The following is a 19,778-nucleotide window of genomic DNA, read 5'->3' on the forward strand; positions in this document are numbered from 1 at the left end:
TTCGATGATAACCGCATTGCATTCTCCAAGCCATCTATGTCTCTGACTTTAAATGGTATTGCGCAGGGCTATGTCACCGACCGCGTGACGGCATTGTTGCAAAGGGCAGGAGTCGAATATGCACTGGTCGATATGGGGGAGTATCGCGCTCTTGGTTCAAGAGCTGACGGCACGGCATGGTGCATTGGCATCGCCGATCTGGAAGCCGGAGCTGCTGCCGAAGAGTATGTTGATATCCGCAATCAGGCGCTCGCGACATCCAGCTTCACGGGCTTTCAGTTCGATGAGTCCGGACGGTTTAACCATTTGCTCAACCCAAAAACTGGCTTTTCAGCGGCACTTTATCGCCGGGTGACTGTCGTGGCCCGCGATGCGGCGCGAGCCGATGCCTGGGCAACTGCGTTCAGCCTCATGGACAAGAATCAGATCGAAGCAGTTATCGGTAGCCAACAGGATATGTCTGTGATTGCACAGACACGCTCTGGCGAACGAATAGTCCTGGGTTCTTAGGTAATGAGCGGCGTTATCGTACTGATCGCAGGCGCATCCCGTCCGAAGCAGATTGATACTCAGAGGGGCGGAAAAACGATGCGGTTTTCTATGAATCGGGGCGTCTTATGCGAACGTGGCGATGAGATTTTTTTGATCTTTAGAATGAATGTCAGGAAACTCTGAGCAATCGGCATTTGCCGATACAAGCACCGTCGCGCAGTCATGCTTTTTTAAGTTGCCAGACTGAAAACCTGTTCTGGAACCAGCGCTCTGTCGAGCCAAGTTATCGCAATAATTCCAAGGAGATCGAATGGTGGGCGTGACAGGGATTGAACCTGTGACCCCTACGATGTCAACGTAGTGCTCTCCCGCTGAGCTACACGCCCATTCGATGTGGCGCATACACCATATCGCGTTGCGCCCGTCAATGCCCTTTTGTGAAGTTTTTTCGTCTTTTTGTTGATGACAAAACAAAGGGCCGCAAATCAGTGGGATCGCCTCAGGCGGCGATCAGCATTTTTTCTATTTCGTTCACCAGGTCACGCAGGTGGAACGGCTTGGAAAGCACCTTTGCGTCGCGCGGCGCGTCCGAATCGGGGTTGAGGGCGACAGCGGCGAAGCCCGTAATGAACATGATCTTCAGATCCGGGTCGATTTCTGTCGCGCGCCGCGCCAGTTCGATGCCGTCCATTTCCGGCATGACAATATCGGTCAGCAGAAGGGAGAAAGGCTCTTCCTGCAATCTTTCATAGGCACTCGCGCCGTTGTCGAAGTGCGTCACGTGATAACCGGCTTTTTCCAACGCCTTGACGAGGAAGCGGCGCATATCATTGTCATCTTCAGCTAGAAGGATTCTCTTCATTGTTCCGTCCGAATTCTGTGTCGTGTTCATCGCCCAAAAGCTGACCCTTAACGACTCAATATCCACCGTAGAAAACGCTTCTTTGGTAAATATGGAATGAATGCTCGCGCGAATGTTAATTGTTATGGCGCGTATTTGGCAACAAGCTGTTCAGTGTGACAGGATTGTCGCATATGCACGCCATGCAGAGGCCGGAAGATTCGGCTGCCAGCCATTTGCACGCATGGGCCGCCTGACGTAATTTGTTATAATACTGACGTGGATCGTCGTCGAATGGCCTGGATGTTCCGGCCGAAAACGGGTGAAGAATGAGTTTGGAGCGCGATTTTAGTCTGATACCGCCCTTCGAGATATGCGCTCCGGCGGAACAGCGCATTCCGTTCGTCTTCAATTCACCGCATAGCGGACGCTATTACCCGCATTCTTTCGTCGAAGCGTCGCGTCTCGACGCCTTGAGCATACGTCATTCGGAAGACTGTTATGTCGATGAGCTTTTTGCTTCCGCCATGCGGCTCGGTGCGCCCTTGCTCAAGGCGCATTTTCCGCGTGCGTTTCTCGATGTGAATCGCGAAGCCTATGAACTGGATCCGCGCATGTTCGCCGAGCCATTGCCGCCTTTCGTCAATAGCCAGTCGGCGCGCGTTGCAGGTGGGCTTGGAACGGTGCCGCGTCTGGTCGGTGAGGGGCAGCTGATTTATCCGGGGCGCATTCCACTCGCCGAAGCATTTTACCGTATCGAAGACCTCTACAAGCCTTACCACCAGACGCTTGATGCACTGCTTCAGTCCACCCGTCAGCGTTTCGGTTATGCGGTTCTGATTGACTGCCATTCGATGCCCGGCGGCGCGCGGCCCGGCGAAGTCGGATCGCGTCCGGATTTCATCGTCGGTGATCGTTTCGGTCGTTCGTGCAGTGAAAGGCTGACGCAGGCTGCCATCGATCTGCTGCAGGATCTGGGCTACACTGTTGCGCACAACAAGCCCTATGCTGGCGGGTTCATCACGGAGCATTACGGGCGGCCTGCCATGGCTTGCCACGCTCTCCAGATCGAGATCAATCGCAGTCTTTATGTGAACGAGCAGAACCTGCATAAGCTTGCCGGTTTCGAAACGCTCTGTGCCGATCTGCATGGGTTTCTGAGCGACCTGACATCCCTGCCGGACGATCTCTTTATCGCGCCGCCTCTGGCCGCAGAATAATCCGTTCCGACGAGCGCCTCTCGCAGATAAAAAGAACCGCGCCCGAACGATACGAGCGCGGTCAAAGACTAGGGAGGAAATGCCCCGAAAGGCATCGACAGGAAAACCTGTCTGGGATTTAAGTTACGTCCGAATGGCGGTAACGTCAAGAAAATGCGCATATTTTTTGGGCTAATTTAATTATGCTCATTATGTAGGCAAAATTAGCATGGTTTGCATAAGTATGCGCCATGTGTTGGAAACAGGAGTTCGGGGTTGCTGATCGATAAGGCATTTTTTTCCGAAGTGGCTGCAGCGGCAGCTGCTCAGACGCTTCCGCGTTTCCGTCAGCTGACGGAAATCGACAACAAATATAGCGTTGGTTTCGATCCGGTGACCGAAGCGGACCGGGCGGCGGAGCGTGCGATTCGTGCGGTTATTGGCAGCGTTTTTCCCGACCATGGTATTCTTGGGGAAGAATACGGGCCGGAGAATATTGACCGCAGCCATGTCTGGGTCATCGATCCCATTGATGGGACCCGTGCTTTCATTTCCGGCCTGCCGGTCTGGGGCACGCTTTTGGGACTGACTGTCGATGGCGATGCCACGGCGGGAATGATGTCGCAGCCCTTCACCGGCGAGTTGTTCTACAGCGATGGTAATGGTGCTTATCTCGCGCGTAATGGCGGCGAAGACGCGCCTCGCCGTCTGTCGGTGCGCAAGAATGCAATCTTGGCCGATGCCACGATGTTTACGACGACGCCTGCTCTTTTCAAGGGTGAAAGCCGCAAGGGATTTGATCGGCTGGAAAGCGCGGTGCGTCTGTCCCGCTATGGAGTTGATTGCTATGCCTTCGCAATGCTCGCAAGCGGTTTTGCCGACATTGTCGTTGAAGCGGGTCTCCAGCCCTATGACATTGTCGCTCTCATTCCGCTGATTGAGCAGGCTGGCGGTGTGGTGACGCAACGTGATGGCAGCCCGGCGGAAAAGGGCGGCGATGTTGTCGCTGCAGCTTCTCCTGAACTGCACAGGGCAGCGCTTGATTTGCTGAATAGCTGATAAGAGCATTTCCAGCAAAAGTGCGAAGCTGTTTTGCGTCGGATCATGCGTAAAAACAAACATTTAGAGCGATTTCAATGCTTCTTCGGCAGGCGAAATCGCTCTAAATACCGGAGGCTAGGGGCTCAATGGTCTCCGGCATGGTTTCGACCTCTGACGAGCCCGGAATGAAGGCATCGAAGGCGGCCCAGAGCTGCTCACGATAAAAGTCGGCTTCCTGAAGCATCTCATGACGTGCGCCGGTAATTGTGGTCAGTGAGACATTGCGCGTGCGGGCGACAAAACGCTCGATCACCGATGTGGAAACCACGCGGTCTGCGCCAGCGGCAACGATGAGGACCGGTACTGTGGGTCCATTATAGAAATCCGGCTGATTGATGCGCCGAGACGTTTCGAGAGCGCTCCAGAGCCACCGGGCGGTCGGACCGCCAAGCGCAAGATCCGGGTGAAGGCGTGGAATTTCCATATTACGCATGAAGCGTGCCGGGTCGCTGGTCAGCGGATTGCCTGCAAAGGGACGCGAAGCCAGTCTGCGTCCGCCGGATGCGTAAACTTGGCCGAGGCCGAGCCATCGAAAGGCGGAGGCGATGCGGCGTACATTGTCATCGCTGAGCCGTTGCCCATCAAGCCCCATGAAGGGCGCACACAGCACCATGCGACTGATGCGCGATGTCAGTCCGCCCATCGAAGAAAGCGCCACAAGCGCACCGGCGGAATGGCCGAGAATGTAGAAGGGCGGGGGACAGTCGGGCAAGGCGATCTGGTCAAGGATAAGGTCGAGATCGTCGGAATAATCTTCGAAACTGCGGACATAGCCGCGCTGGCGGTCCTTCAGCAACCGGTGCGAGCCGCCTTGCCCGCGCCAGTCGAATGTAACGACCGTAAAGCCGCGCGTGGTCAGATCGGTCATGGTTTCGAAGTATTTTTCGATAAATTCGTTGCGTCCCTGAAGCAGGACCACCGTTCCCCGTATCGGTTTCGCGTCGGCTTTCAGAATGGCATAGCGCAGGGTCTTGCCGCCCTTCGCTTCAAGCAGGCCAGCCTTGATCCCGTGCGGTATAGGATTCGCATCGGTTTCGAAAAGTAGTTCCGACATCCGATTGCGAACCTTTCTGCTTCAGATTGGGATATGTGGCTCCAGCATAATGGGGCAATTGATGATAAAAAGTAACCGGAAGTTCGAGAACGAACTTCCGGCTCAAAGAACAGCCGATGCAAGGGACGTTACACCAGCTGGTCTGTAGAGAAAATTTGAAGAAGGCGCTCAGTATCCGCCAGGGCGGCGTTCACCAACAATGCGGCCTGAATAGGCATCGACCATGACGATGACGCGGCGGCCGTTCGGCCTTGTGGCGCGCACGAAATAGGTGTCGCGGTTAAGGCGCATGTCGCCGACATCATAGCCGCGGCGTTCCAGCGAGCGTGCGATACGACGCGGTCCCATGATGTCGCGACGACCATAATCGTCGCCCCAACCTGGGCGGCGATCCGGGCCACCATCCCAATCAGGGCGTGGACCCGGATATGGACGCGGCGGACGATAGCCATCATCATCGTAATATTGAATCTGAACGCGCAGGCCGCTATCGGCTGCAAGGGTAGGTGTCGCAATCCCTGTCGCGACGGTAGCAAGTGCGGCAAAAGCGAGAACAGCTTTTCTCATAACCGTGATCCTTTAATGAACCCGCTTTGCAGCAGGCATGGTGGGACATTAGCCCCAAGCGGCTGAACGCTCGCCAAAGATGATGTTCATTTTGGGTTCATTGTGCGACGAATCCCCCAAAATGTAGGCCCCTATTGATCAGGAGTTATTACGCGGCGTGACAGCCCGTGTTTCGCAAGCTTCGTGCGCACGCGGCCTTGAAATGAAAAAGAACCGTTCCCAAATGAGTTTTGCGGTCGCCTGGAAGGGGCCGCCGGCATCAAGGAATTCGCCATAAGGGAGTTTCGCCGCCGTGTATGGTCCCGAATGCGCCCAGCGCTCTTCGGAACAGATCATGCTGAAACAAGCATCATGTCGCTCTAAAGGAGGGCTAATACATGCGTCACGTAGATTTTTCCCCGCTCTATCGTTCCACGGTCGGTTTCGATCGGCTCTTCTCCATGCTTGATACGCTCGCTTCGCCGGAAGGTAACCAGTCCTATCCGCCGTATAATATCGAGCGCACGGGTGAGAACACCTATCGCATCACCATGGCGGTCGCGGGCTTTTCCGAAAGTGAACTCGAAATCGAAGCGCATCGCAACCTGCTGACGATCAAGGGTCAGAAGGCGGATGAAAATGCTTCCGATATCGGTGAAGTTCTCTATCGTGGTATCGCCTCACGTGCTTTCGAGCGCCGTTTCCAGCTTGCCGACTTCGTTGAAGTCGCCGGTGCGAGCCTCAAGAACGGTCTCCTGCACATCGATCTCAAGCGCGAGATTCCAGAACAGATGAAACCGCGCAAGATCGAAGTTGCCAAGGCTGGCTCCGACAGCGCTCAGCAGATCGAGGCGAAAACCGCGCATTAAGCTTGGTTGAGAATGAATAAGAAAAGGCGGTGCTTGAAGCGCCGCCTTTTTCATTTTGACAGATACGAAAGAGCGTCAGGCGATCAAGTCAGCGAACCGGTCGACATCTTCTTCCGTGTTGGCGAAGCTCGTCACAAAGCGGGCGAAAATTTCGCCGTCGCTGATGCGGTTCACTTCCGAATGCGGGGGGTTCCAGTCGTAGAAAATCGCTCCGGCATTGCGCAGACGATCATAGACCGACTGTTTCATGATGGCGAAGACCTCATTGGCTTCCGGTTTCCAGGCAAGGCGCATCTGGCTCGACGCATTGATATGACCGGCGAGGCGCGCGGCGAGTGCATTGGAGTGACGTGCCAGTTCCAGCCAGAGATCGTCTCGCAGGTAAGCATCGAATTGCGCTGCCACAAAGCGTGTCTTGGAAAAGAGCTGTGCCGCGCGTTTGCGGATGAACGGTAGGTCCTTGGCGCGGGCCGGGTCCATGAAGACCAATGCTTCGGCGCACCAGCAGCCGTTTTTCGTACCTCCGAAGGAAACGATGTCCACGCCTTGTTTCCAGGTCATTTCGGCTGGTGTCATGTCCAGCGAAACAAGCGCATTGGCAAAGCGTGCGCCGTCCATATGCAGTGGCAGACCGGCATCGCGGCAGATCTTGGAAATGGTGGCGATATGCTCAGGCTGGTAAAGCGTACCAACTTCGGTCGCCTGCGTGATGCTGACGGCCATGGGCTGTCCGGCATGAACGAAAGCCGGATTGAACCGCTTCAGTTCGCGCTTGAGAAGTTCGGGGTCGATGCGGCCATGCGCGCCGTCAATCGGATGCAGACGTGCGCCGCCGGTGAAATATTCAGGCGCACCGCACTCGTCCTCGATCACATGCGCTTCGCGGTGCACCAGCGAAACTCCGCCGGGCCGGTTGACGCTGGCCAGCGCCAGCGAGTTGGCGGCCGTTCCGGTGCCGACAAAGAACACGGCAACTTCGCGCTCGAACAATTCATTGAAGCGTTGTTCCACTTGGCTGTCGATTTCGCTCGCGCCATAGGCTGCCGCAAAACCTGCAGCATGCAACGAAAGGCTCTCGGCGATTTTCGGGTGGGCGCCTGCCCAATTGTCTGACGCAAAATGCACGTGTTCCTCCAGATGGGTTGAATGGGCTGTCGCACAGTCGATGTTTCTATAACCTGTCTGACAGAAGCGGTTAAGGTCCGACTTGCGCGAAAAATGTCATCAACATGCCTATTTTTTAGGCATTCGAGGGGCGGGCAAAAGCGCGCCAAACTGACGCAATGGCCACTAAACGCAATTAAAATCCAGTAAAATCACAGCTTTTGATATTTTATTACGGAAGCTGCTGAGAAAAATTGCGTTTCCATCTTGTGAGGCAATTTGAATTCTGTCATACGTAATTAGGACAGCAATGCTGTCCAATTAAACGCTGATGCAGACGGAAGCGACACAACGCTCTCCGAAAAGTTTCAGAAAGAGGCGCCGTACTGGCAGGCACATAGCCTGGCGGTAACAGGCGCCCCGACCGCGACAGGAGGAATTCTAGTGCGCCATTTTCTGGTGGGCTGAGTGTCGTCTGTCCAAGCCTGATGAGAATAAGGCGCTAAACATCGTTCCTCGCACCGGCTTTGCCGCTCGCCCGGGACCTCGTCCAACGCCTTGTCGATAAGGCTTCCTTTATACGTAAAGCAACGGCGGGATGGTTGTCACACCATCTCGGTATATACTGATCGCGCACCTCATGATGAGGGCCAAACGGAGGGAATGACGATGACGCATTTGACGCCATCTGTATCGAATGTGGTTTCTCACAACGTACAGAACGGAACGGTCAAAGCTGCGACGACCGCTCCCAACCGAACGACGCGAAAAACGACAGCGGCGGGTTTGCCCGCAGCGCAAGGACTTTACGATCCGCGCAACGAACATGATGCGTGCGGCGTTGGCTTTATTGCGCATATGAAGGGCAAGAAGTCGCATCAGGTCGTTGAAAACGGCCTCAAGATGCTGGAAAACCTCACCCATCGTGGTGCGGTTGGTGCCGACCCGCTGATGGGCGATGGCGCCGGCATTCTCGTGCAGATTCCGGATCGCTTCTTCCGCGAGGAAATGGCGCGCCAGGGCATCGATCTGCCGCAGCCCGGTCATTACGGCGTCGGCTATCTGTTCATGCCGCGCGATCCAGAATTGCGTGCCCATATTGAAGAGATCGTCAAGGAAGTCATCGCTGCCGAAGGCCAGACCTTTATCGGCCTGCGCGAAGTGCCTGTCGACAATTCGTCCCTTTCCAAGGCGCCGGATATTGCCGCAACCGAACCGTTTCACGTTCAGGTCTTCATCGGACGCAATCCGATGCTGGAGACGGATGACGATTTCGAGCGCCGTCTGTTCGTTCTGCGCAAGGTCATTTCCAACCGTATCTATCAGGAAAATGACGGCGACGATAAGGGCTTCTATGTCGTGTCCATGTCGGCGCGTACGGTCGTCTACAAGGGCATGTTCCTCGCTTATCAGGTCGGTGCTTATTATCAGGATCTGAAAGACCCGCGTTTCGAAAGCGCGGTGGCGCTGGTGCATCAGCGCTTCTCCACCAACACCTTCCCGTCATGGCGTCTGGCGCACCCATACCGCATGGTTGCGCATAACGGCGAAATCAACACGCTGCGCGGTAACGTCAACTGGATGGCTGCGCGTCAGGCTTCGGTGGACTCGGAACTGTTCGGCAACGACATTTCCAAGCTCTGGCCGATTTCCTACGAAGGCCAGTCGGACACGGCTTGCTTCGACAATGCGCTCGAATTCCTGCATCAGGGCGGCTACAGCCTTGCCCATGCGATGATGATGCTGATCCCGGAAGCATGGTCAGGCAACAAGTTGATGTCGGATGAACGCCGCGCGTTCTATGAATATCATGCAGCACTGATGGAACCATGGGACGGTCCGGCAGCGGTGGCTTTCACGGACGGTCGCCAGATTGGCGCGACACTCGACCGTAACGGCCTGCGTCCGGCGCGCTATATCGTGACGGACGATGATTTCGTCATTCTGGCTTCGGAAGCCGGTGTTTTGCCGGTCGAGGAAAAGAAAGTCGTCAAGAAGTGGCGTCTCCAGCCAGGCCGCATGCTGCTCATCGATATGGAAGAGGGCCGCATCGTTTCGGACGAGGAAATCAAGTCCCAGATTGCGCAAAAGCACCCTTACAAGCAGTGGCTCGCCAACACACAGCTCATTCTGGAAGACCTCAATCCGGTCGAACCACGTGCGCTGCGCAAGGATGTGAGCCTTCTCGACCGCCAGCAGAGCTTCGGCTACACGCAGGAAGACACCAAGCTGTTGATGTCGCCTATGGCTACGACCGGTCAGGAAGCCATCGGTTCGATGGGTACGGATACGCCGATTTCGGCCATGTCCGACAAGTCGAAGATGCTGTTCACCTATTTCAAGCAGAACTTCGCGCAGGTCACCAACCCGCCGATCGATCCGATCCGCGAAGAACTGGTGATGAGCCTTGTCTCGTTCATCGGCCCGCGTCCGAATATTTTCGACCTTGTCGGCACGTCACGCCGCAAGCGTCTGGAAGTGCGCCAGCCGATCCTGACCAATGGCGATCTGGAAAAGATTCGTTCCATCGGCCACACGGAAGACCGCTTCGACACCAAGACGCTCGACATCACCTACAATACGGGTGAAGGGGCAGCCGGTATGCACGGCGCCATCGAACGCCTTTGTGACCGTGCCGAAGCGGCTGTTCACGGTGGCTACAACATCGTCATCCTGTCGGATCGTCAGGTTGGTCCGGATCGCATTCCGATCCCGGCTCTTCTGGCGACGGCAGCCGTGCACCATCACCTGATCCGCAAGGGCCTGCGCACTTCGGTAGGTCTGGTGGTGGAATCGGGCGAGCCGCGCGAAATACATCATTTCTGCTGCCTCGCTGGCTACGGTGCCGAGGCGATCAATCCTTATCTCGCCTTCGACACGCTGCTCGACATGCATCGCCGTCGCGAGTTCCCGCCGGAAGTGGACGAGGATGAAGTGGTCAAGCGCTACATCAAGTCCATCGGCAAGGGCATGCTCAAGGTCATGTCCAAGATGGGCATCTCGACCTATCAGTCCTATTGCGGCGCGCAAATTTTCGATGCCGTCGGTTTGCAGACGGGCTTTGTCGACAAGTTCTTCTTCGGCACGGCAACGAGTATTGAAGGCGTTGGTCTCGATGAAATCGCGGAAGAAACCGTACGTCGCCACACCGACGCTTTCGGCAGCGATCCGGTTCTCTTGACCTCGCTGGAAGTTGGCGGTGAATATGCCTACCGTATGCGCGGCGAGGCCCACCTGTGGTCGCCGGATGCAGTCGCCAGACTGCAGCATGCAGTGCGCACCTCCAACCCGGAGACCTTCACTGAATATACACGTATGCTCGACTCCAAGTCGGCGCAGGCGAAGACTATTCGCGGCCTGTTCAATATTCGTTTCGCCGAAGAGCGCGGTCTGAAGCCGGTTTCCATCGATGAGGTCGAACCGGCGACGGAAATCGTCAAGCGTTTCTCGACAGGGGCAATGTCGTTCGGTTCTATCTCCAGAGAAGCCCACACAACGCTGGCCCGCGCCATGAACGCGATTGGCGGCAAGTCGAACACCGGCGAAGGTGGTGAGGAGCCGGATCGCTTCTATCCACTGCCGGATGGCAAGCCGAACCCGGAACGTTCTGCCATCAAGCAGGTGGCTTCTGGCCGTTTTGGTGTGACGACGGAATATCTGGTCAACTCCGATCTGATCCAGATCAAGGTTGCGCAGGGTGCAAAGCCGGGTGAAGGCGGTCAGCTGCCGGGTCACAAGGTCGATGCGACCATCGCCAAGACCCGTCACTCAACGCCGGGTGTCGGCCTCATTTCGCCGCCGCCGCACCATGACATCTACTCGATCGAAGATCTGGCGCAGCTGATCTACGACCTGAAGAACGTCAATCCGGCTGCCGATATCTCGGTCAAGCTGGTGTCGGAAGTGGGTGTGGGCACGGTTGCTGCCGGTGTTGCCAAGGCGCGTGCCGACCATATCACCGTGTCGGGTTATGATGGCGGTACGGGCGCTTCGCCGCTTACCTCGCTGAAACATGCCGGAAGTCCCTGGGAAATTGGCCTCGCCGAAACCCACCAGACGCTGGTGCTGAACGGGCTTCGCTCCCGCGTGGCATTGCAGGTCGATGGCGGCTTGCGCACCGGTCGCGACGTCATTATTGGCGCGCTGCTCGGTGCGGATGAGTTCGGTTTCTCGACCGCTCCGCTGATTGCTGCCGGTTGCATCATGATGCGCAAGTGTCATCTGAACACCTGCCCGGTGGGCGTGGCAACGCAGGACCCGGTTCTGCGCAAGCGCTTCAAGGGCACGCCGGAACACGTCATCAACTTCTTCTTCTATCTGGCGGAAGAAGTGCGTGCCTTGCTGGCAGAGATGGGCTTCACCAAGCTGGAACAGATTATCGGCGAGACCGAGTTTCTGGAAAAGCAGGCCATGATCGACCATTGGAAAGCCAAGGGTCTCGATTTCAGCCGCATCTTCTACAAGCCTGAAGCCGAGAAGCACGAGATCTACTGGACCGAGCGTCAGCATCACCCGATTGAGGATGTCCTTGATCGCAAGCTGATTGCCGAGGCTATGCCCGCACTTGAAGACCGCCAGCCGGTCAAGATCGACATCGATATCAAGAATGTCGACCGTTCTGCCGGTGCGATGCTTTCCGGTGAGGTTGCCAAGCGTTTCCGTCACAAGGGCCTGCCGGAAGACACCATCGCCGTTACCTTGCGCGGTACGGCTGGCCAGTCTTTCGGTGCGTTCCTGGCGCGCGGCGTCTCGTTCGAACTGATCGGCGATGGTAATGACTATGTCGGCAAGGGACTTTCGGGTGGTCGTATCGTCATCCGCCCGCCGGAAGACACGCGCATCGTTGCCGAAGACTCCATCATCGTCGGCAATACCGTGCTCTACGGTGCGCTTGAAGGTGAGTGCTACTTCCGCGGTGTTGCAGGCGAGCGTTTCGCCGTCCGCAACTCCGGCGCGGTCACGGTTGTCGAAGGCGTGGGCGACCACGGTTGCGAATATATGACCGGCGGTGTCGTCGTGGTTATCGGTCAGACGGGTCGCAACTTTGCGGCGGGCATGTCGGGCGGCGTCGCCTACGTGCTTGACGAGGAAGGCGATTTCGCCCAGCGCTGCAACATGGCGATGGTCGAACTGGAACCGGTTCCGGAAGAGGACGACATCCTCGAAAAGCTGCATCACCATGGCGGCGACCTCATGCACAAGGGCCGTGTGGACGTTTCGGCCAACATGACCCATCATGACGAGGAACGTCTGGTGCAGCTGATCGCCAATCATCTGCATTACACCGGCTCGACGCGGGCGAAAGATATTCTCGACAATTGGGAGAGCTATCGTCCCAAATTCGTGAAAGTCATGCCGGTCGAATACCGCCGTGCTCTGGAAGATATGGAGCGTATGCGGATCGGTGTTGCTGCTGAATAGGACATGATCCTGAAAAGTGGAGCCCGGCCTTCAGGTCGGGCACCCTTCGCCATGTGAGAGATAACAACGTCCTTGTATGCCAGCGCATTGGAAGATGATGCGGCGGACAGGGCAACTTCCGGCAAAGCCGACCATGCGCTGGTCGCAGGCCGAGGGGAGTAAGAGAATGGGTAAGGTAACTGGCTTTCTTGAAATCGACCGGCAGGTAGCGAAGTACCAGCCAGCGTCGGATCGTATCCGCCACTTCCGCGAGTTCACCATTCCGATGACGGATGGCGAAGTGCAGAAGCAGGCGGCGCGCTGCATGGATTGCGGCATTCCGTTCTGCCATGGCCCGACGGGCTGCCCGGTACACAACCAGATCCCGGACTGGAACGATCTCGTCTATAACAACAATTGGGATCAGGCGATCCGTAACCTGCATCTGACCAACAACTTCCCGGAGTTTACCGGTCGCGTCTGCCCGGCGCCTTGCGAGGAAGCCTGCACGCTGAACCTCGAGGATACGCCGGTTGCGATCAAGACGGTCGAGCAGGCATTGGGCGACAAGGCCTATGAGCTCGGCCATATCGTGCCACAACCAGCCGCCAACAAGACGGGCAAGTCGGTCGCCATCATCGGTTCTGGACCGGCTGGCCTTGCCGCTGCTCAGCAGCTGGCCCGTGCTGGTCACATGGTTGATGTTTATGAGCGCGAAAGCCGCCCCGGCGGTCTGTTGCGTTACGGTATTCCAGATTTCAAGATGGAAAAGCACCTCATCGACCGCCGCGTCGCGCAGATGGAAGGCGAAGGTGTTCGCTTCCTGTGCGGTGTGAACATCGGCGTCGACAAGCCGCTGCGCGGTCTCCTCGATACCTATGATGCGGTGCTTTACAGCGGTGGCTCGGAAACGCCGCGCCCGGCTGGTATTCCGGGTGCAGATTTTGAAGGCGTGCATGATGCGATGCCTTATCTGGTTCAGCAGAACCGTCGCGTCGGGCGCGAAAATATCGAATCCGTTGCCTGGACTTCGGCTCCGATCCTGGCCGGAGGAAAGCATGTCGTTGTGGTCGGCGGTGGCGATACCGCCTCGGACTGCGTGGGCACGGCGTTCCGTCAAGGCGCGGTCAATGTCACGCAGCTCGATATTCGTCCGCAGCCGCCGGAAAAGGAAGACAAGCTCAGCGTCTGGCCCTATTGGGCGACCAAGATGCGTACCTCTTCCAGCCAGGCGGAAGGTGCTTCCCGCGAGTTTCAGGTGGCAACGCTGGAGTTCATCGGCGAAGACGGCCGCCTCACCCATGTGAAGTGCTGTCAGGTTGATGAAAAGCGCAAGCCGATTGCCGGAACGGAATTCTTCATCAAGGCCGATCTGGCCTTCATCGCAATCGGTTTTGCCGGACCGGCAGAAGACAGTGTGGTCAAGGAACTGGGCGAAAAGCTCGACATCGTGACCGACCGTCGCGGCTCCAAATCGGTCAAGGCCAATGAGCGTGACTACCGCACCAATGTCGACAAGCTCTATGCAGCCGGTGATGCGCGCCGTGGACAGTCACTGGTCGTCTGGGCGATCCGCGAAGGCCGTCAGGCTGCACACGCCATCGATGCTGATCTGATGGGGAGTTCGGTTCTGCCGCGCTAAGAGAGACCCAAAGAAATGAAAAGCCCGCCAGATTGGCGGGCTTTTTGTTTTTAGCCTTGGCTGCGTCGCGACTTCATCACCAGATAGGCGATGGCGAGAAGCACGAACCAAAGCGGGGTGACTTTCAGTGCGGCTGCGGTGTCCGGCTCTTGCGCCAGCGCCCAGAGAATGAAGGCGAAGAAGGCGAAGACCATCACGACGGCTGCGCGTCCGCCGGGCATTTTGAAAGTGGACTTTTCATGCAGGTCGGGGCGCTTGCGACGGTATTGCAGATATGACGCCAGAATGACCGACCAGATGAAGATGAAGAGCAGCGCCGAAATCGTCGTGACGATGGTGAAGGCTTCGATAATGCTCTGGCCAGCATAAAGCAGAACCACGCCCGCAAGCAGGAAAACGCATGAGAAGAACAGCGAATTGACCGGTACTTTCCGCTTGTTCAGCTTGCCGAGCGCCTTCGGTGCGAGTTTGGAAGTGGCAAGGCCGTAGATCATGCGCGAGGTCGAGTAGATGCCGGAATTTGCGCTCGACGTTGCCGAAGTCAGCACGACGAAATTCACGACATGGGCTGCGATGCCGAGACCGGCGAGCGAGAACATGGCGACGAACGGGCTTGAATTCGGATCGACCTGATCCCACGGAATGACGGTGATGATGACGAACAGCGCACCGAGATAGAACAGTACCACGCGGATCGGGATGGAATTGATTGCCTTGGGCAGATTGCGCTCCGGGTCCTTGGTTTCAGCGGCGGCGGTGCCGACCAGTTCGATACCGACGAAGGCGAAAACCGCGATCTGGAAACCGGCAACGAAGCCGAGGAAGCCATTGGGGAAGAACCCGCCATGGTTCCAAAGATGGGCGACCGATGCCTGACTTCCATTCGGAAGCGTAAAGCCGGTCGAGAGCATATACACGCCTGCGATGATCAGCCCGACAATGGCGACGATCTTGATGAGGGCAAACCAGAATTCGATTTCACCGAAATTGCGCACGGTCGGCAGATTGAGCGCCAGAAGCGTGAAGATCAGTCCGAGCGCCGGTATCCAGAGCGCCAGTTCCGGGAACCAGAACGAGACGTAGCCCGAAACGGCAACCACGTCGGCCACACCGGTCACAATCCAGCAAAGCCAATAGGTCCAGCCGGTGAAGAACTGTGCCCACGGCCCGAGGTAATCGCCTGCGAAATCCGCAAAGGAGCGATATTCGAGATTGGACAGCAGGATTTCGCCCAATGCGCGCATGACGAAGAACAACATGAAGCCGATCACGGCATAAACCAGCAGGATCGAAGGGCCTGCCAGCGAAATGGTCTTGCCCGAACCCATGAAAAGGCCGGTGCCGATAGCGCCGCCAATGGCGATCAGCTGCAGGTGTCGGTTGGACAGATTGCGTGCAAGATGGGGTTCCTCCTCCCGATGTGGATCGACAGAAGGCTTTGATGCGATATTCATTCAAACGCCTCTTGTTTCTGGCGGACGCTGGAAACTACTCCCGCTCGCGCGAGGAAAAGCGCCCTTCCTGTCCAGCCTTTTCAGGCAGACGGCGCCTTCTGATAGACGATGCGAACGCTCCTGTGAACAGCGCAGAATGTAGCAATTAGAATCATATCGGATAGAGAAAGGCGCGGGCTATCAATCAGCTGATAGCTCAATCCTATTGAGGAACGGCAATAATTTAGGGATTTGAGCTCTTCTGTGGCCAGGAAAAATCGTCGGCTCGTCCGGGTGAAGGTTTGCTCTCAGTCCGGGCTGGCCGTGTGGCTTGTGGACGCGCTGCGATGTTGCCACCAAGTAGAACACCGCTATCGTCCTTATCAACGTCCCGAATGCTGACCGGTGCCACGCGATCAACCGGCTTGGACGGGTCATGCGTGCCTGCTGCGGGCAGGGGCTGATCTTCTTCCTTTGCGCCGCCGAGATAGGCGCGAAGCGGCTTTTCCGCATAGAAGGCGAGCTTGCGCTTGCCTGCCGAAGTTATGTTGATGCCGTCATTGCCGCGCAGGCGCGCGGTCTGACCGTTAATATCGAAGCCAGTCTGGGTGAAATTACCATCCTCATCGACAAAACCATCCCAGACATCGGCAAATTTTCCGCCCGCCTTCTCGGTGGCGGTGCGATAGATTTCATTGAGCGCCAGCATATCTTGCGACATGCCTTTCGGGCGAAAGGGTGGCTGCCCTATCCACACCAGAGGAAAATGCTTGTCGTTGATCACCTTGATGAAGGCGGCGACGCGCTTTTGATATTCTTCATTCCATTCCGGAGATCGGGCTGGCAGACTTACGCCTTTCTCGGTGATTGCCTGTCTGTCGTTGGAACCGATCATCACGACGACAGCAGCCGGTTTCTCCTCGTCCAGTATCTTTCCGATATTGTCGGGCCAGTCGAAATGATCGTTGCGCACAAAGCCGGAGGAGCCATTTATCCGGGTTACAACCTGAAGATCTGGGTCCGACGCGAAAGCAACATCAAGGCCTTCGGCCAGACCGTTGCCAATGAAATCACCGACAACAAGAACCTTTTTGGCATCTGGCTTTTTCTCGACGAACTCGACTGCCGGGGTCGCAGCCGGTGGTGGCGTCGGTCGTGAAGCGGGAGAGGTGGTCTTGGGCCGCTTCGCCTTTGGCCGGGCGCGTTGTGGAGTGGGCTGCTGATATTGGCGCTGTGGCTGTGCCTGCCGCGAGCCGAACAAGAGGTCGAAAAGCGTGCGCGGACGTTCCTGTGCAGAAGCCGTGATGATGCCTGAGAACAGCAGAGCTGCGACTGCCAGCAGGACGCCAGCAGCGTTCACCATTCGTCTCCCAATCCGATTTTGGCGCATCAGTCTTGCCTTCATGGCCTTTATATTAGCTTGGCTGCTTGGAAAAACAAAATGGGGCGCACTTGATCAGAAGCACGCCCCATTCGATAATTTGCCCGACAGTCTAGCGACGGCGCAGGACCGACAGAACTTCCTTGCTCGGATGACCGTCCGGCTGAAGTCCGTTGCGCTGCTGGAAGGCTTCGATGGCCGCCCGCGAAGTGGAGCCGATCTTGCCATCAATATTGCCGTCATAATAGCCGAGCGCTTTCAGATGCGTTTGCAATTCCTGCCTCTCGTCCATGGTAATCGGCGTGAATGGGCGATTCCAGTCCTGACGAAGTCCCTGATAGCCGCCGATGCGATCGGCAAGCAGGCCGACAGCAAGTGCGTATTTGTCGGCGTTGTTATAGCGCTTCAAGACGAAGAAATTCTTTGTCATCAGGAAGGCGGGCCCCTGACGGCCATCCGGCACTTTCAGCGTTGCTTTTTCGCTCGGATCGGGGAAGGCGCGTCCGTTGGCACGAACGAGACCGATCTTCTGCCATTCGGCAATCGAGAGTGAGCCGGAAGGGAACTTGCGCCCTTGTGGCAAGGCTACTTCGTAACCCCAGCTACGGCCCGGCTGCCAGCCATTGCGATGCAGGAGGTTGGCCGCTGTGCCCAGCGCATCGGGGATCGAATTCCAGATGTCACGCTTGCCATTGCCATCCATATCGACGGCATAAGCCTGATAGCTCGTCGGGATGAACTGTGTGTGGCCGAGCGCACCGGCCCAGGAACCGGAAAGATGGCCGCGGTCAATATCGCCGGTCTGGAGAATCTTCATTGCAGCAATCAGCTGTGTGCGGCCATATTTGGCGCGACGCTGGTCTGCATAGGCAAGCGTTGCCAGCGAACGGACGGCATCGCGCATGACGTCATCACGCTTGAGAATTTCGCCGTAATTGCTCTCCATCGACCAGATGGCGAGCAGGATATTGCGATCGACCGAGAAACGCTGTTCGATGCGCTGGAGCCACGGACCCCATTTGCGCGCCATGTTCTGGCCGACCGAAACGGAATGTTCGTTCACGCGGTTATCGACGTAGTTCCAGACAGGTTCGGTGAATTCGGGCTGATAGCGGGCCTTCTGCAGCACGACCGGGTCTGGCGCATCCACGCCGCGAAATGCGCGGTCGAACGTGGAAGGCGAAACACCTGCATTTATGGCGACAGGGCGAAAACTGGCGACCCATTGGCGAAATTTCGCATCAGCCAGTGCGGAACCGGTCGTCAGCGTTGAGGCGAGCACAGCTATCGCAACCGTTGCAGCTGCTTTCAGCTTCATCGTCTGGCCCACCGTGAATGGAAATCGCAGCATTCTGTGTTTCCCTTCTGCAATCAAATTTAGCCGATACCGGCGCGTTTCCCTTCGACCTGGATTCTGCCCGCTCCGGATTGCATTATTCAATTAATACCATCCTGTGTTGAATTTGAGCCAGCAGAAAATTCCGGATCGAACCGTTGAACGTTCAATTTAGAACCTGTCGGTTAGCAATTGGTTTACCATCGCGGCCTTGCTTTAAAATTCGCTAAAGTTTCGAAAAATTTTTGAATCAAGCAACATTAAGGTCGGGTCATTGAATGTGATGGGATGGGTCACGCAATTTCGTCGTTCTTTAATGAAAAGGCCTTATTTGAAATTCAGTCGTTTCAATGCTTTGATAGTAAATCTGAAATAGTGAAATCGAGGAGAGGAATGAGTTCGATCCGAAAAATTCGCAAGGCCGTGTTCCCTGTTGCAGGTCTTGGCACCCGCTTCCTGCCCGCCACCAAATCCATCCCCAAAGAAATGCTGACGGTCGTCGACAAGCCCGTCATTCAGTATGTGGTCGATGAGGCGCGCGAAGCTGGTATCGAACATCTGATTTTCGTCACCGGGCGCAACAAGGCGGTCATCGAAGACTATTTCGATGCGCAGGTTGAGCTTTATTCCACGCTCGCAGAGCGCGGCAAGAAGGCGGAACTGGAGCATCTTCAGGATATCCAGCCGCAGCCGGGAACGACAAGCTTCACCCGCCAGCAGGTGCCGCTCGGTCTTGGCCATGCAGTCTGGTGCGCTCGTGAGCTCGTCGGTGATGAGCCCTTTGCTCTCCTGCTGCCAGATATGGTCATGCAGTCGAAGAAGGGCTGCCTGAAGGAGATGGTCGAGCTTTACGAAAAGACCGGCGGCAACGTCATCGCCGTGCAGGAATGCGACCCGGAAGAAGCGCATAAATACGGTATCGTCGGCAAGGGCGAAGCCATCGGCAGCGGTTTCGAAATCACGCAGATGGTTGAAAAACCTGCCAAGGGCACGGCGCCTTCCAATCTTTACATCAATGGTCGCTATATCCTGCAGCCGGAAATCTTCGAACTTCTGAGCAAGCAGGAAAAGGGCGCTGGCAACGAAATCCAGTTGACGGATGCCATGTTGAAGCTTGCCGACGCACAGAAATTCTTCGGCTTCGATTATCAGGGCCTGACATTCGACTGCGGCTCCAAGGCTGGTTTCATCGAAGCCAACGTTGCCTTCGCGTTGTGGCGCAACGACATTCGGCCTTCGGTCGAAAGCTCGATCGGCAATCTGCTGAACACCATCAAACCAGCCTGATATAACCAGTCAAATCTCTGGTCACGCCCCCTGCAAAGGGGGCGTTTTTTTATGGGTGCGCCGAGCATGGCGCGTGGTGCGCAAGCATCGCTC

The 19,778-nt window shown here is 56.6% G+C and carries 14 protein-coding genes and 1 tRNA gene; 7 read left to right on the forward strand and 8 right to left on the reverse strand.

What is annotated here, in order from left to right:
* Window positions 1-510: FAD:protein FMN transferase (locus CES86_RS26420; RefSeq protein WP_208617838.1), on the forward strand; the 510-nt coding region annotated here is incomplete at its 5' end.
* A gap of 293 nt (window positions 511-803) precedes the next feature.
* Here the strand turns inward: CES86_RS26420 and CES86_RS26425 are convergent.
* Both CES86_RS26425 and cpdR read right to left on the reverse strand, forming a co-directional pair.
* Window positions 804-878, reverse strand: a tRNA-Val gene (locus tag CES86_RS26425).
* A gap of 113 nt (window positions 879-991) precedes the next feature.
* On the reverse strand, window positions 992-1,354 hold the full coding sequence (gene cpdR / locus CES86_RS26430; protein WP_002966536.1) for a cell cycle two-component system response regulator CpdR: 363 nt from the start codon (window positions 1,352-1,354) through the stop codon (window positions 992-994).
* A 308-nt stretch (window positions 1,355-1,662) separates the two neighbouring features.
* On the opposite strand from cpdR, the gene CES86_RS26435 reads away from it, so the two are divergent.
* Both CES86_RS26435 and hisN read left to right on the forward strand, forming a co-directional pair.
* Window positions 1,663-2,553, forward strand: a complete 891-nt coding sequence (locus CES86_RS26435; protein ID WP_029929775.1) for an N-formylglutamate amidohydrolase — start codon at window positions 1,663-1,665, stop codon at window positions 2,551-2,553.
* Window positions 2,554-2,808: 255 nt separating this feature from the next.
* Complete coding sequence (gene hisN / locus CES86_RS26440; RefSeq protein WP_094515845.1) at window positions 2,809-3,591, forward strand: histidinol-phosphatase; 783 nt, start codon at window positions 2,809-2,811, stop codon at window positions 3,589-3,591.
* 103 nt (window positions 3,592-3,694) lie between these two features.
* Here hisN and CES86_RS26445 read toward each other — a convergent pair whose 3' ends face one another.
* Window positions 3,695-4,687: an alpha/beta fold hydrolase gene (locus CES86_RS26445; protein ID WP_094515846.1), complete on the reverse strand. Its 993-nt coding sequence runs from the start codon at window positions 4,685-4,687 to the stop codon at window positions 3,695-3,697.
* Window positions 4,688-4,855: 168 nt separating this feature from the next.
* Window positions 4,856-5,254, reverse strand: a complete 399-nt coding sequence (locus tag CES86_RS26450; protein WP_010660659.1) for a hypothetical protein — start codon at window positions 5,252-5,254, stop codon at window positions 4,856-4,858.
* 377 nt (window positions 5,255-5,631) lie between these two features.
* On the opposite strand from CES86_RS26450, the gene CES86_RS26460 reads away from it, so the two are divergent.
* Window positions 5,632-6,102: an Hsp20 family protein gene (locus CES86_RS26460; RefSeq protein ID WP_010660660.1), complete on the forward strand. Its 471-nt coding sequence runs from the start codon at window positions 5,632-5,634 to the stop codon at window positions 6,100-6,102.
* A 75-nt stretch (window positions 6,103-6,177) separates the two neighbouring features.
* On the opposite strand, the gene CES86_RS26465 is transcribed toward CES86_RS26460, so the two are convergent.
* Window positions 6,178-7,227, reverse strand: a complete 1,050-nt coding sequence (locus tag CES86_RS26465; RefSeq protein ID WP_094515848.1) for a threonine aldolase family protein — start codon at window positions 7,225-7,227, stop codon at window positions 6,178-6,180.
* 648 nt (window positions 7,228-7,875) lie between these two features.
* Here CES86_RS26465 and gltB point away from each other — a divergent pair.
* Both gltB and CES86_RS26475 read left to right on the forward strand, forming a co-directional pair.
* Complete coding sequence (gene gltB / locus CES86_RS26470; protein WP_010660662.1) at window positions 7,876-12,627, forward strand: glutamate synthase large subunit; 4,752 nt, start codon at window positions 7,876-7,878, stop codon at window positions 12,625-12,627.
* A gap of 166 nt (window positions 12,628-12,793) precedes the next feature.
* Complete coding sequence (locus CES86_RS26475; protein ID WP_012093566.1) at window positions 12,794-14,248, forward strand: glutamate synthase subunit beta; 1,455 nt, start codon at window positions 12,794-12,796, stop codon at window positions 14,246-14,248.
* Window positions 14,249-14,298: 50 nt separating this feature from the next.
* Here the strand turns inward: CES86_RS26475 and cycA are convergent, their stop codons facing one another.
* The 3 genes from cycA to CES86_RS26490 all read right to left on the reverse strand — a co-directional run bounded on the left by cycA (window position 14,299) and on the right by CES86_RS26490 (window position 18,413).
* Window positions 14,299-15,702: a D-serine/D-alanine/glycine transporter gene (gene cycA, locus CES86_RS26480; protein WP_012093565.1), complete on the reverse strand. Its 1,404-nt coding sequence runs from the start codon at window positions 15,700-15,702 to the stop codon at window positions 14,299-14,301.
* Between the two features lie 223 nt (window positions 15,703-15,925).
* Window positions 15,926-17,044, reverse strand: a complete 1,119-nt coding sequence (locus CES86_RS26485; protein WP_094515849.1) for an SGNH/GDSL hydrolase family protein — start codon at window positions 17,042-17,044, stop codon at window positions 15,926-15,928.
* A 130-nt stretch (window positions 17,045-17,174) separates the two neighbouring features.
* Window positions 17,175-18,413 carry a lytic murein transglycosylase gene (locus tag CES86_RS26490; protein ID WP_012093563.1) on the reverse strand — a complete coding sequence of 413 codons (1,239 nt, stop codon included), beginning with the start codon at window positions 18,411-18,413 and terminating at the stop codon, window positions 17,175-17,177.
* A gap of 378 nt (window positions 18,414-18,791) precedes the next feature.
* On the opposite strand from CES86_RS26490, the gene galU reads away from it, so the two are divergent.
* Complete coding sequence (galU, locus tag CES86_RS26495) at window positions 18,792-19,685, forward strand: UTP--glucose-1-phosphate uridylyltransferase GalU (protein ID WP_012093562.1); 894 nt, start codon at window positions 18,792-18,794, stop codon at window positions 19,683-19,685.
* Window positions 19,686-19,778 lie beyond the last annotated feature (93 nt).

It is taken from the genome of Brucella lupini (genome assembly GCF_002252535.1).
Taxonomy (GTDB): Bacteria; Pseudomonadota; Alphaproteobacteria; order Rhizobiales; family Rhizobiaceae; genus Brucella; species Brucella anthropi.